General features: G+C 66.6%; 12 protein-coding genes. 8 read left to right on the top strand and 4 right to left on the bottom strand.

Annotated features, from left to right (window positions below; genetic code table 11):
* Nucleotides 1-11 precede the first annotated feature (11 nt).
* The 4 genes from G6R31_RS04570 to aspS are packed head-to-tail and all read left to right on the top strand — an operon-like array spanning nucleotide 12 to nucleotide 4637.
* Nucleotides 12-1181 (top strand): alanine--glyoxylate aminotransferase family protein, encoded by a 1170-nt coding sequence (locus G6R31_RS04570; protein WP_017869118.1) that lies wholly within the window; start codon nucleotides 12-14, stop codon nucleotides 1179-1181.
* Nucleotides 1182-1206: 25 nt separating this feature from the next.
* Nucleotides 1207-2502 (top strand): histidine--tRNA ligase, encoded by a 1296-nt coding sequence (gene hisS / locus G6R31_RS04565; RefSeq protein WP_017869117.1) that lies wholly within the window; start codon nucleotides 1207-1209, stop codon nucleotides 2500-2502.
* A gap of 28 nt (nucleotides 2503-2530) precedes the next feature.
* Nucleotides 2531-2869 (top strand): hypothetical protein, encoded by a 339-nt coding sequence (locus tag G6R31_RS04560; protein ID WP_152423412.1) that lies wholly within the window; start codon nucleotides 2531-2533, stop codon nucleotides 2867-2869.
* A 34-nt stretch (nucleotides 2870-2903) separates the two neighbouring features.
* Nucleotides 2904-4637, top strand: coding sequence for an aspartate--tRNA ligase (gene aspS, locus G6R31_RS04555; RefSeq protein ID WP_017869115.1), 1734 nt, complete (start codon nucleotides 2904-2906; stop codon nucleotides 4635-4637).
* Between the two features lie 77 nt (nucleotides 4638-4714).
* Here the strand turns inward: aspS and G6R31_RS04550 are convergent, their stop codons facing one another.
* Both G6R31_RS04550 and G6R31_RS04545 read right to left on the bottom strand, forming a co-directional pair.
* Nucleotides 4715-5686 (bottom strand): dipeptidase, encoded by a 972-nt coding sequence (locus G6R31_RS04550; protein ID WP_017869114.1) that lies wholly within the window; start codon nucleotides 5684-5686, stop codon nucleotides 4715-4717.
* A 22-nt stretch (nucleotides 5687-5708) separates the two neighbouring features.
* Nucleotides 5709-6401: an HAD-IA family hydrolase gene (locus tag G6R31_RS04545; RefSeq protein ID WP_051056450.1), complete on the bottom strand. Its 693-nt coding sequence runs from the start codon at nucleotides 6399-6401 to the stop codon at nucleotides 5709-5711.
* 145 nt (nucleotides 6402-6546) lie between these two features.
* Here G6R31_RS04545 and gap point away from each other — a divergent pair, with 145 nt between their 5' ends.
* The 4 genes from gap to tpiA all read left to right on the top strand — a co-directional run bounded on the left by gap (nucleotide 6547) and on the right by tpiA (nucleotide 9974).
* Nucleotides 6547-7539 (top strand): type I glyceraldehyde-3-phosphate dehydrogenase, encoded by a 993-nt coding sequence (gene gap, locus G6R31_RS04540; RefSeq protein WP_017869112.1) that lies wholly within the window; start codon nucleotides 6547-6549, stop codon nucleotides 7537-7539.
* A 75-nt stretch (nucleotides 7540-7614) separates the two neighbouring features.
* Nucleotides 7615-8784, top strand: a complete 1170-nt coding sequence (locus G6R31_RS04535; RefSeq protein WP_017869111.1) for a phosphoglycerate kinase — start codon at nucleotides 7615-7617, stop codon at nucleotides 8782-8784.
* Nucleotides 8785-8832: 48 nt separating this feature from the next.
* The gene (locus tag G6R31_RS04530; protein ID WP_017869110.1) at nucleotides 8833-9195 is read left to right on the top strand and encodes a nuclear transport factor 2 family protein; all 363 of its coding nucleotides are present in this window, start codon (nucleotides 8833-8835) and stop codon (nucleotides 9193-9195) included.
* Nucleotides 9196-9236: 41 nt separating this feature from the next.
* Nucleotides 9237-9974 carry a triose-phosphate isomerase gene (gene tpiA, locus G6R31_RS04525; protein WP_017869109.1) on the top strand — a complete coding sequence of 246 codons (738 nt, stop codon included), beginning with the start codon at nucleotides 9237-9239 and terminating at the stop codon, nucleotides 9972-9974.
* 192 nt (nucleotides 9975-10166) lie between these two features.
* Here the strand turns inward: tpiA and rho are convergent, their stop codons facing one another.
* A complete protein-coding gene (gene rho / locus G6R31_RS04520) occupies nucleotides 10167-11444 on the bottom strand; it encodes a transcription termination factor Rho (protein ID WP_017869108.1) in 1278 nt (425 codons plus the stop codon).
* A 2-nt stretch (nucleotides 11445-11446) separates the two neighbouring features.
* Entirely contained in the window at nucleotides 11447-12151 is a 705-nt protein-coding gene (gene fsa, locus G6R31_RS04515; RefSeq protein ID WP_017869107.1) for a fructose-6-phosphate aldolase, read from the bottom strand.
* Nucleotides 12152-12504 lie beyond the last annotated feature (353 nt).

Here is a 12504-nt window from a genome sequence, read left to right as displayed (position 1 = left end):
CTCTGGCGGTGATGTTCGAGGATACCCACGACGAGCACGTGCTGCTGACCCCCGGCCCGACCCCGATTCACCCCCGGGCGCAGCGGGCACTGACCCGCCCGATGCTGGGGCACATGGACCCGGAGGTCTTTGCCCTGAATTCCGAGATTCAGCGCGACCTGCGCGAGATGTACGGCGCCGACGAGGGAACGCTGACCGCGCTGCTCGCGGGCACCGGCTCGCTCGGGATGGAAGCGGGCTTCGCCAATCTGGTGGAAGCGGGCGACGAGGTGCTGGTGTGCGCCAACGGCAGCTTCGGGCGCCGCATGGCGGAGATGGCCGCCCGGTACGGGGCGAAGGTGCGGCTGGTCACGGCGCCGCTGGGTGAAGCGATTGACCCCGCCGACGTGGCCGCGCAACTCGACGATTCGGTGTCGATGGTGGCGGTCGTGCACGGCGAGACGAGCACCGGCGTCCTGAACCCGGTGCCTGAAATCGCGAAGCTCGTGCGCGGTACGGGGGCACTGCTCACGGTGGACGCGGTGACCACGGCGGGTATGGAACCGTTCGACATGGCGAAGTGGGGCGTGGACTACGCCTACACCGGGGCGCAAAAGTGCCTCTCGGCCCCCCCCGGACTGGCGCCGGTGGCCATCAGCGAGCGGGCCTTTTCGCGTTTCCGTGCCCGGCGCACCCCGCCGCCGCTGTGGTACTGCGATTTCGGCGGCCTGCGCGACTACTGGGTGGACCACAGCTACCACCACACGGTGCCGGTCAACCTGCATTTCGCCCTGCACGCCGCGCTGCGGGCGGCCCTGGACGAAGGCCTGGACACCCGGCAGGCCCGCGTGCGGCTGATGGGCCGCGTGATCGAGCGCACGCTCGCGCCCCTGGGCTTTTCGCCCTATGTCCGCCGCCCGCAAGACCGCCTGCCCACCGTGCTCGCCCTGCGGCTGCCGGAGGGCTTGGACGACGCCGGGGTGCGCGGGGCACTGCGGCAGCGCGGCATCAGCGTGACCGGCGGCCTCGGCCCGACGGCGGGCGTGATCTGGCGCCTGGGACTGATGGGCGAGTCGGCGCGGCCTGAACCCTACCGCCGCTTGATGACCGAACTCGCCGGGTTGCTGGGCGAGCCGGGGCTGGTCGCCCGCTTCGACGCCGCCGTGCAGGAGGAACTGGCCCGCGACCTGCTGCCTGCCTGAGAGGGCGGCATACTACACTCTTCGAATGGCAATTCAGCGTCCCAAAGGCACCCAGGACCATCTGCCCTCAGGCAGTCCCAAACTCAGTCTCGACACGCGGGCGGCGGCGTTCGAGTATGTCCGCGACACCGCCCGCCGGGTGCTCGAACGCGCCGGGGCGCAGCGCATCGACACGCCGCTGTTCGAGGAAGCCGAACTCGTCAAGCGCGGCGTGGGCGGCTCGACCGACATCGTGCGCAAGGAGATGTTCACGGTCTACTACTTCGGCGACCACGGCGGCTACGTCCTGCGCCCGGAAGGCACGGCGGGCATCGTGCGGGCGTACCTCCAGGGCGGCTGGAAGCAGCTTCCCGCGCCGCTCAAGGTCTGGCTGCACGGCCCGATGTTCCGTGCCGAGAACGTGCAAAAAGGTCGCCTGCGGCAGTTTCATCAGGTGGACTACGAGGTCTTCGGCAGCACCGACCCGCTGGTGGACGCCGAGGCGATTGCCCTGCTGGTCGAGGTGGTGCGCGAACTCGGCCTCAAGCAGGTCAAGGTCAAGCTCGGCTCCATCGGCGACCCCGAGGACCGCGAAGCCTACAACGCGTACCTGCGCGACCTGTTCACGCCGCACCTGGAGCGACTCTCGGACGACAGCAAGGACCGGCTCACGCGCAACCCCATGCGCATTCTGGACAGCAAAAGCGAAGGCGACCAGCAGCTCATCGCCGAACTCGGCGTGCGGCCCATGCTCGAGTTTCTGGGCGAGGACGCGGCGGCGCACTTCGCGCAGGTGCAGCGTTATCTGACCGACTGGGGCGTGCCGTATGACCTCGACCCCAGCATCGTGCGCGGGCTGGACTACTACCGCCGCACCGCCTGGGAACTGCACCACGAGGGCGTGGGGGCCAAGTCGGCCCTGTGCGGGGGCGGGCGCTACGACGGCCTCGCCGAGCAGCTCGGTGGACAGGCCGTGCCGGGCATCGGCTGGGCCTTCGGCATCGAGCGCCTGCTGCTGGCGATGGAAGCCGACGGGGTCGAGCTTCCGGTGTCCAGCGGCCCGCAGCTTTATCTGGTCGCGCTGGACGAGGAGAATGTGCCGCTGGCCGCAAAAACGGCGCTGGAGGCCCGCGCCTATGCCCGCGCCGAGTTCGCCTACCGCGCCATGAAACCGGGCAGCGCCTTCAAGGACGCCGAGCGCCGCCGCGCCGTGTGGGTGGGCCTGATCGGGTCGGACGAAGCGGCGCAGGGCACGGTCAGCCTCAAGCACATGGAGACGGGCGAACAGAAGGTCGTCCCGGTGGGCGAGCTGGCGGCCTTCCTTCAAAAGTCGGACGACTGACCGCCCCCCCTGCCGTCACACTGAGGCCATGCTCCTGCTCTGGGAACGTGGCCTCTTTTTCTTGCTCCTGCTGCAACTGGGCCTGCTGCAACTGGGGCGGCTGGTCTGGCTGAATGTGGCTTTGTCGGCCTACATGCCCCGCACGCCCCTTTCGGGGCTGGCGGAGGTTTTGCTGCTCCTGGGTCTGGTGCTGGCTGCGCGTTCGCCTGACCGGCGCATCTGGCTCTCGCTGACGCTGGGCTGGGCACGCTGGGCTGGGCGGCCGTTGTGGGGGGCGTGCTGGGCGGGTCTCTGGCCGACGAATCGGGGAGCGGGGGCCAGGCCCTACCGGACTTCTTGCTCGGCAGCCTGGCCCTGCTGTCGCTGACGGCGCTGGCGCTCAGGCGGCATAATGAAAAACTGTGAAACGTACCGCCCTCGTCGGCCATCTCGATGCTTCCCACCAGAACCAGACCGTCACCCTGCAAGGCTGGGTGAACCGCCGCCGTGACCTGGGCGGGCTGATTTTTATCGAACTGCGCGACCGCTCGGGTATCGTGCAGGTGCAGGTGGAACCGGACAGCCCCGCGTTTGCCGAGGCCGACCGGCTGCGCGCCGAGTACGTGGCGGAAATCGAGGGCCGCTTTCAGATGCGCCCCGAGGCCCAGCGCAAGGGTGGGCTGGCCGACTACGAAGTGATTGCCAGCCGCGTGAAGGTGCTCAATGCCGCCAAGACGCCGCCGTTCGAGCTGGACAAGGGCGGCGAGGTGAGCGAGGACCTGCGCCTCAAGTACCGCTACCTCGACCTGCGCCGCAGTGACATGCAGCGCGCCCTGCTGCTGCGCTCCAAGGCCGTGACTGCCGTGACCGAGTTTCTCGACGCCGAGGGCTTTGCCCAGATCGAGACGCCGATGCTCACGAAGTCCACGCCCGAAGGTGCGCGCGACTTTCTGGTGCCCAGCCGCCTGAACCCCGGCGAGTTCTACGCCCTGCCGCAAAGCCCGCAGCTGTTCAAGCAACTGCTGATGATTTCGGGGTTCGACCGCTACTACCAGCTCGCCCGCTGCTTCCGTGACGAGGACCTGCGGGCCGACCGCCAGCCGGATTTCACGCAGCTCGACATGGAACTGAGTTTCGTGGAGCAGGACGACGTTCTGGAGCTTCAGGAACGGCTGCTCGCCCACGTCTTTAAAAAGGTGCTGGGCCACGACCTGCCCACGCCGTTTCCCCGCATGAGCTACCACGAGGCGATGGACCTGTACGGCTCCGACAAGCCCGACCTGCGCTTCGGCAGCCGCTTCGTGGACGTGACCGAGCTGTTCCGGGGCGGCGAATTCAAGGCGTTCGCCTCGGCCCAGACGGTCAAGGTGCTCGTCGCGCCCGAACTGACCCGCAAGCAGATCGACGAACTCGAGCGCGTCGCCAAGCAAAACGGCGCGGGTGGCCTGGCCTGGCTCAAGCGCGACGGCGACGGGTTTACGGGGGGCATCTCCAAGTTCGTGGGGGGCATCGCCGCGCCGCTCATCGAACAGACGGGCGTGGAACAGGGCGGCACCCTGCTCTTTGCGGCGGGCGAGTGGAAAAAGGCGGTCACGGCGCTGGGCGCGGTGCGCCTGAGCCTGCGCGACCTGTTCGACCTGGCGGCGGACGGGCCGCGCTTCCACGTGTCCTGGGTGGTGGATTTCCCGCAGCTGGAGTTCGACGAGGAGTCGCAGACCTGGACCTACATGCACCACCCCTTCACGGCGCCGCACCCCGACGACGTGGCGCTGTTCGGCACCGAGCGGCAGGGCGAGATGCGGGCGCAGGCCTACGACCTCGTGCTCAACGGCTTCGAGATCGGCGGCGGGTCCATCCGGATTCACGACCCCGAGGTGCAGGCCAAGATGTTCTCGGCCATCGGCTTTTCGGAAGCCGCCGCCCGCGAGAAGTTCGGCTTTTTCCTCGACGCCCTCGAATACGGCACGCCCCCGCACGGCGGCATCGCCTGGGGCTTTGACCGCCTGCTGATGCTGATGAGCGGCGCGAGCAGCATCCGTGAGGTCATCGCTTTTCCCAAAAACAACCGGGGCGCGGACCTGATGGCCGAGGCCCCCTCCCCCGTCGAGGACGCGCAACTCGCGGAGGTCGGGGTGGCGGTGCGCGGCGAGAACTGAACGCTCAGAAAGTGAAGGGTCGCTGTGGCCCTTCTCTTTTTTGGAAAGGTTTGTGAAAAAAATATTTTGTTGGAGGTTTAGTGAAAAGATTCACCCATCCAGCGTTCCCAGTTGTCTCCGGCCACGCCAGCCCGGGCTTCGGGTGGGAGCAGGTCGAGGAAGCGGCTCAGGTCGCGGTAACGCTCGATGCCCTGCGGCATCTTTTCGGTTCCGAACCCGCCGTCAAGGTCGCTGCCGATGCCGAGGTGGTCCCAGCCCACCAGCGCGGCGTAATGCTCGGCGCAGCGCACCAACTCGCCCAGGCTGGCGCGGTCCTGTCCTTCCGTCCAGCCGGCGCGGATGAATTTGCTGTGCGCGACCAGCCCCAGCACGCCGCCCGTCGACACGATGTGGCGGGCCATGTCGTCGCTGAGCTGCCGGTTGGTGTCCACCAGGGCGCGGGGGTTGGAGTGGCTGGCGATCATCTTCACGCCGGTCTCGGCGGCGTCCCAGAAGGCGGCGGTGTCGAGGTGCGAGGCGTCGAGCGTCAGCCCCAGGTCTTTCATCGCCTGCACCAGTTCGCGGCCCTCGGGGGTGAGCGGCCCGGGCGCGTCGGTTCCTCCCGCGTACCGGGTGCGCCCCCACGCGGGGCCGATGATTCGCACGCCCTGCTCGGCCCAGAACGGCAGGTCGTCGGGGTCACGGATGGGGTCGGCGCCTTCCATCAGCAGGGTGACCCGCAGGGGGCTTTCGCTCCCGCCCAGGCTCAGCCAGCCTGACATCTCCCAGGCGCGGTACTGCGCGAGTTGCGCCAGCGCCTGAGCGCGTGCCCCGGCGTGGTCGGTGTAGCCGCCCCGCTGCGGTGCGGGCAGAGCGAACAGGGTTCCGAAGCAGTGCCGCAGCCCCGCCGAGTGCAACTCGGGAAAGCTGACGGTGGCGGTCTGACCGGCGAGGGGGTCGCTGGCCCGCAACTGTGCCAGGGGCAGCGTCAGGTCGCGGCCCTGCTGGGCGTTCCAGGCGAGGTCGAGGTGGGCGTCGAAATGCGGGCCAGAGGAGTGCAGCTCAGACAAAGGCAAGTCAGACAAGGGCAAGTCAGACAAGGTCGAGCACCTCCCGCAACGAGTGCAGCGCGCCCGCCGTCTGCCCGCTCAGGTCGATCTGCTCGGCCCGCATCCCGACCGCGCGGGCAGCCTCTACGTTCTCGATCAGGTCGTCGATGAACAGGATTTCGGCGGGGGGCAGCCCCAGCGCGTCTGCCGCCAGCGCAAACGCCTGCGCTTCGGGTTTGTGGACCCCCAGCAGGCAGGTGGCGAGCGGCACGTCCACGAGGTCGCGCAGGCCTATGGCGTCCAGCGTGCGCTCGATGCTGGGCAGGGTGTTGCTCAGGACGCCGATTTTCAGGCCCCGGCGGCGCAACTCGGTGAGCACCTCGCGGGCACCGGACACCGGCTTCATGTAGCGCTCGTAGGGGTAGGCGCCCGTGACCTCGGCGGCGGCGGCGGGGGGCAGGCCCAGTCTGCCGGTCAGTTCGCCGCCGTAGGCTTCCCAGAACTGTGTTTCGTCCTCATGCGAGCGCAGGTCCCACCAGTCGTTCATGCGCTCCTGCCACAGCCCGGCGAGGGTCTGTCCGGCCTGCCGGGGGTCGAGGCCGAAGCGCCCGGCGAGCCACTGCGCCGCTTCCCGGTACACGGCGGGGTCGGTCACGGCCAGGGTGTCGTCGCGGTCGAACAGCACTGCTTTCAGGGTCGGGGGGGCCGAGGAGGGGGACAGGGAGGACAGGGACATGGGGCCAGTGTAAGTCGGCCTGCTGCGGGCGGCGCGGCCGGGCGGGCGTGCGGCGGTTTCGGGTTAAAGGTTTCGGGTTAAACTGCGACATGCGAGGCGCAACCTGGAGTTTTTTCGGCCGTTGCCCTCGGCCCTGGAGGTTTTCATGAAAGTAGGCATCAACGGCTTCGGCCGCATCGGTCGTCTGGTCTTCCGCATCCTCGAAGAGCGCGGCGTCGAAGTGGTCGCCATCAACGACCTGACCGACAACCAGACCCTCGCCCACCTGCTCAAGTACGACTCCACCGCCGGGCGCTTTGACGGCACCGTCGAGTTCGACGAGTCGAGCCTCACCGTCAACGGCAAGAAGATCCACGCGCTGGCCGAGCGCGACCCCGCCAACATCAAGTGGGGCGAGCTGGGCGCGGACATCGTCATCGAGTCCACCGGCATCTTCACCGACCGTGAGGGCGCGGGCAAGCACATGCAGGGCGGCGCCAAGAAGGTCCTGATCACCGCTCCGGCCAAGGGTGAGGACTTCTCCATCGTGCTGGGCGTAAACGACGAGCAGTATGACCCCGCCAACCACCACATCATCTCCAACGCCAGCTGCACCACCAACAGCCTCGGCGTGCCGATGAAACTGATGGACGAAGCCTTCGGGATCGAGAAGGCCATCATGACCACCGTCCACTCCTACACCAACGACCAGCGCGTGCTCGACCTGCCGCACAAGGACCTGCGCCGCGCCCGCGCCGCTGCCGTGAACATCATCCCCACCAGCACCGGGGCGGCCAAGGCCGTGTCGCAGGTCTACCCCGGCCTGAAGGGCAAGTTCGACGGCACTTCGCTGCGCGTGCCCACCCCCACCGGCTCTATCAGCGACGTGGTGGTGCTGCTCCAGAAGGACGTGACCGTTGAGGAAGTCAACAACGTCTTCCGTGAAGCGGCTGAAGGCAAGTACAAGGGCATCCTCGCCTACACCGAAGACCCCATCGTGCTGACCGACATTCAGGGCGACCCCCACAGCGCCATCATCGACGGCGGCCTGACCATGGCGATGGGCAACCTCGTCAAGTTCTTCTCGTGGTACGACAACGAGTGGGGCTACAGCAACCGCATTGCCGACCTCGTGCAACTGGTACAGCAAAAAGGCTAAACGTAGAGAGATGATGGATGATGGATGATAGGGGGTTGTCTCCATCATCCATCATCATTTTTCGGAGAAAAATACATGCAAAACCTGAGCAATCTGGATGTCAACGGCAAGCGCGTCCTCGTGCGCGTGGACTACAACGTGCCTGTCAAAGACGGCGTCGTGCAGGACGCCACCCGTATCACCGCCAGCCTGCCCACCATCGAAAAGCTGCTGGAGGGCGGCGCGTCGGTGGTGCTGATGAGCCACTTCGGACGCCCCAAGAACGGCCCCGAGGAGAAGTACAGCCTCAGGCCCGTGGCCGAGACCGCGAGCAAGGCGCTGGGGCGGGACGTGAAATTCATCGCCAGCCTGCCCGGCAGCGAGGAAACGTTGCAGGCGGTGCAGGCGCTGAAGCCCGGCGAAGTCGCGCTGCTCGAAAACGTGCGCTTCGAGGCGGGCGAGGAAAAGAACGACGCCGAGCTGAACGACAAACTCGCCAAGCTCGGTGACGCCTTCGTGCTGGACGCCTTCGGGTCGGCGCACCGTGCCCACTCGTCGGTGAGTGGCGTGGCCTCCAAGCTGCCCCACGCGGCGGGCGGGCTGCTCCAGAACGAGGTGGACGCGCTGGGCAAGCTGCTGAACAGCACCGAACATCCGTACGTGGTCATCATCGGCGGGGCGAAGGTCAGCGACAAAATCAAGGTCATCGAGAACCTGCTGCCCCGCGTGGACAAGATGCTGATCGGCGGCGGCATGATGTTTACGTTCATCAAGGCGCGTGGCGGGCAAATCGGCAACAGCCTGGTGGAAGACGACCAGGTGGAGTACGCGGGGGGCCTGCTGGACAAATACGGCGACAAGCTGATGCTGCCGACCGACGCGGTGGCCGCCGACAAGTTTGCCGCCGACGCCGAGAGCAGAGTCGTGCCCGCCGACCAGATTCCGGACGGCTGGATGGGCCTGGACATCGGCCCCGACACCCAGAAAGCCTACGCCGAGGCGCTGAAGGGGGCCAAAGTGGTCTTCTGGAACGGGCCGATGGGCGTGTTCGAGTTCGAGAAGTTCGCGGCGGGCACCAACGCGGTGGCGGCGGCGGTGGGCAGCCTGAAAAATCAGGCCTACACCGTGGTCGGCGGCGGCGACTCGGTCAGCGCTATCAACAAGAGCGGCAAGGCCGACCAGATCGACCACATCAGCACGGGCGGCGGGGCCAGCCTCGAACTGCTCGAAGGCAAGGAACTGCCCGGCGTGCTGGCGATGGAATAAGGAATAAGCAGGCGTATGCCGCCTGGGCTTGCGCCCACTGGAGGGCTCATGACCGAGCAGGAAGCCCATGACCTCATCCGCCGACTGTTCGGTGTGATCGACGGGGCACAGTTCGACGACCTCGGCAGCGTGTTTGCCGAAGACGCGGTGTACGAGCGCCCCGGCTACGCCCCTTTGCAGGGGCTGGCCCGCATCGAGCAGTTCTACCGCCAGGAGCGCATTATCGGCGCTGGGTCGCACCACGTCGAAGCGGTGACGTGTTCCTCGGCGGGCGACGCGGTGGCGGTGGGCGTCTTCCGGGGCGAGAGCCGCGACGGACGGCCCCTCGAAGAACGTTTTGCTGACGTGTACCGGGTGCAGGGCGGCAAACTCGTCTGGCGCACGACCTTCTTTTTCCGTCCTGCTATTTGAATCTGAATCTGAATCAACTGAGTCTCAATCAAGGAGAAGTGATGCCGAGTACCCTGCTGGCCCTGAACTGGAAGATGAACAAGACGCCCACCGAAGCGCGGTCCTGGGCCGAAGAACTCAAGGAGAAGTACGCGCCTGCCGAGGGCGTGGAGCTGGCGGTCATGGCTCCGGCGCTGGCCCTGTCCACGCTGGCGGCCAATCTGCCTGCGGGGGTGGCCTTCGGCGGCCAGGACGTGTCGGCGCACGAAGCGGGGGCCTACACCGGCGAAATCAGCGCGGCCATGCTCAAAGACGTGGGCGCGGCTTACGTGGTCGTGGGCCACTCCGAGCGCCGCGAGTACCACGGGGAAACCGACGCGGTGGTGGCGGCCAAGGCGAAGCAGGCCCAGGCCAATGGGCTGGTGCCGATTGTCTGCGTGGGCGAGAAACTGGAGGTCCGCGAGCGTGGCGAGCACGTCTCCTCTACCCTGGCGCAGTTGCGCGGCAGCCTCGCGGATGTGGGTGAGGACGTGGTCGTGGCTTACGAACCCGTGTGGGCCATCGGCACCGGCAAGACCGCGACGGCGGACGATGCGGAGGAAATGGGCGCCGCCATTCGTGGCCTGCTCGCGGAGCAGTACGGCGAGAAGGCCGCTGACATTCGCGTGCTGTACGGCGGCAGCGTGAAGCCGGACAACATTGCCGAGATTTGTGGCAAGCCCAATGTCGATGGTGCTCTGGTGGGCGGCGCGAGCCTCAAGGTGCCGGACGTGCTGGGGATGAATGACGCTCTGAGGTGAGTTGGGTGGTCTTCCCTGGCGTGAGCGGGGGCTGGGGAAGATGCTTTTGGTTTTAAACATGACAGGTTTTTAATATAAATTTTTTTCTACAAGAGAGACTGGCTAAAGGTCGAGGAATTGACATATAAAATATTTTTTCCTGCGTGTAGAAGTTAAGGGGATGAGCCGCCGCCCACCCCCAGACAAGGTTGCTCAGCCGGCCAGGGCCGACAGGAATTCCACGTTGTTGCGGGTTTTTCCCATGCGGCCCAGCAGCATTTCCATCGCGTCGGCGGGGTCCATGTCGCTGATGACCTTGCGCAGCAGCCACATTTTCTTGAGGACTTCAGGTTGCAGCAGCAATTCCTCGCGGCGGGTGCCGGACTTGAGGATGTCCAGCGCCGGGAAGATTCGCCTCTCCTCCAGGCGGCGCGAGAGCACCAGTTCGGCGTTGCCGGTTCCCTTGAACTCCTCGAAAATCACGTCGTCCATGCGGCTGCCGGTTTCGACCAGGGCCGTTGCCAGGATGGTCAGGCTGCCGCCCTCGCGGATGTTGCGGGCTGCACCCAGAAAGCGCTTGGGCCAGTGCAGAGCGTTGGAGTCCAGACCGCCGGAGAGCGTGCGGCCCGTGGGGGGCGTGACGAGGTTGTTGGCGCGGGCGAGGCGGGTGATGGAGTCGAGCAAAATCACCACGTGTCCCCCCTCCTCCACGATGCGGCGGGCGCGTTCGTGGACGAACTCGGCCACCCGGACATGATGCTGCGGCGGCTCGTCGAAGGTGGAGGCGATGACCTGCGCCCCCTGCACACTTTCGCGGAAGTCGGTGACTTCTTCGGGGCGCTCGTCGACCAGCAGGACCATCACCGTGACGTCGGGGTAGTTCTTGACGATGGAGTTGGCGATTTTCTTGAGCAGCGTGGTCTTCCCCGCTTTGGGCGGCGCCACGATCAGGGCACGCTGGCCGCGTCCGATGGGCACGAGCAGGTCCACCACGCGCAGGCTCAGGCCGTCGTCGGTGGTGGGGTCTTCGAGCACGAGTTGCTGGTCGGGAAAAGTAGGGGTCAGGTCGTCGAAGCGCGGGCGCAGGCGGGCGGCTTCAGGGTCCAGGCCGTTGACGGCTTCCACCCGCACCAGCGAACCGTAGCGCTCGTTCTCACGCGGTTTGCGGGCGCGGCCAATGACTTCGTCGCCGGTGCGCAGGTGGTACTGCTTGATGATGCCCGCCGTCACGAGGACCGAGCGGCTGCCCGGATCGAGCAGGTCGGCCTGCAAAAAGCCGTAGCCGTCGGACGTGATGTCGAGGTAGCCCCGGGCGAGGCTCTGGCCCTCGGCGTCGGCCTGCTTTTCCATAATCGCCAGCGCCAGGGCGTCTTTTTTCATCTTGCGGTAATTCTCGATGCCCAGTCCCGCCGCGAGCAGGTGCAGTTCGGGCAGGATTTTTTCCTGCAACTCCTGAAAGGGCAGGGCCTGAGCGGCGTCGGTGGCGGTCACGCTCAGCCCTCTTTCCTGACAGGGTTGGTGCCCGCTTCACTGGGGGGCGTGGCGGGGCCAGCGCCCTGCCGCCCGGCCCAGTCCTTCATGAAGGCGTCGAGTCCCGCCTGGGTCAGCGGATGCTTGATCATCTGGATAAACACCTTATAGGGAATGGTCGCCACGTCGGCCCCGTTGAGCGCCGACTGAACCACGTGCTGCGGGTGCCGGATGGACGCGGCGAGCACCTTGGTCCCGATGTCGCCCATGACGTAGGCTTCCTTGATTTCGCGAATCAGTTGCATCCCGTCCCAGCCGGTGTCGTCCACCCGGCCCGCGAACGGCGAGATGTAGGTGGCCCCGGCGCGGGCGGCGAGCAGCGCCTGCGGCACGCTGAAGCACAGAGTGACGTTGGTTTTGATCCCTTCGCTCGTGAGGGTCTTGCAGGCTTGCAGCCCCGCCGGGGTCAGCGGCAGTTTGACCACGACCTGCTTGTGCCAGGCGGCGACTTCCCGGCCTTCTTTGATCATGCCTTCGGCGTCGAGCGCGGTAACTTCGGCGCTGATGGCCCCGCCGGGCACCAGTTCGGCGATTTCCCCGATGACTTCCTTGAAGTCGCGCCCCGAGGCGACGATGAGCGAAGGATTGGTGGTGACGCCCGAAAGCACGCCCCAGGCGTTGATTTCCCTGATTTCGTCCACGATGGCAGTGTCGATGAAAAATTCCATGTGCAGTCCTCCTGAGTGGGCACAGGAAAACCGGAGCCTCCCGCCCCGCCTGACCTGTGCCGGATGCGTTCAGCATACCCCCGTCCGGTCAGAAAAAAAGGGGCCAGCTGCCCCTGAACACCCACTGCTAGACACCCACTGCTGAACACCCACTGCGCCGCGCCGATGTTCAGGCAACCGCAACCGGGGGAAGCGCGCCGGGCGGCAGCCCGACCTCCCTACGGCGGCGTTGCGGCTCTCGCCCACCGGCACATTGACCCCTGCCACTGCAGCGCCTACCATGAATGGCACAACCGAGGCGAACGCGAGGCCAGTAGCTTTGGACACGGGGGCAAGAGCGAGTCAGGGACGGT

The sequence above is a fragment of the Deinococcus wulumuqiensis R12 genome, from assembly GCF_011067105.1.
Taxonomy (GTDB): domain Bacteria; phylum Deinococcota; class Deinococci; order Deinococcales; family Deinococcaceae; genus Deinococcus; species Deinococcus wulumuqiensis.
Note: the sequence above shows the minus strand (reverse complement) of the source record. Positions and strands in the feature narration are given on the sequence as shown.

Coding starts and splice junctions, on each gene's coding strand:
- G6R31_RS04570 (WP_017869118.1), top strand. CDS start 12: ATGTTCGAGGATACCCACGACGAGCACGTGCTGCTGACCCCCGGCCCG.
- hisS (WP_017869117.1), top strand. CDS start 1,207: ATGGCAATTCAGCGTCCCAAAGGCACCCAGGACCATCTGCCCTCAGGC.
- G6R31_RS04560 (WP_152423412.1), top strand. CDS start 2,531: ATGCTCCTGCTCTGGGAACGTGGCCTCTTTTTCTTGCTCCTGCTGCAA.
- G6R31_RS04545 (WP_051056450.1), bottom strand. CDS start 6,401: ATGTCCCTGTCCTCCCTGTCCCCCTCCTCGGCCCCCCCGACCCTGAAA.
- gap (WP_017869112.1), top strand. CDS start 6,547: ATGAAAGTAGGCATCAACGGCTTCGGCCGCATCGGTCGTCTGGTCTTC.
- G6R31_RS04535 (WP_017869111.1), top strand. CDS start 7,615: ATGCAAAACCTGAGCAATCTGGATGTCAACGGCAAGCGCGTCCTCGTG.
- G6R31_RS04530 (WP_017869110.1), top strand. CDS start 8,833: ATGACCGAGCAGGAAGCCCATGACCTCATCCGCCGACTGTTCGGTGTG.
- tpiA (WP_017869109.1), top strand. CDS start 9,237: ATGCCGAGTACCCTGCTGGCCCTGAACTGGAAGATGAACAAGACGCCC.
- fsa (WP_017869107.1), bottom strand. CDS start 12,151: ATGGAATTTTTCATCGACACTGCCATCGTGGACGAAATCAGGGAAATC.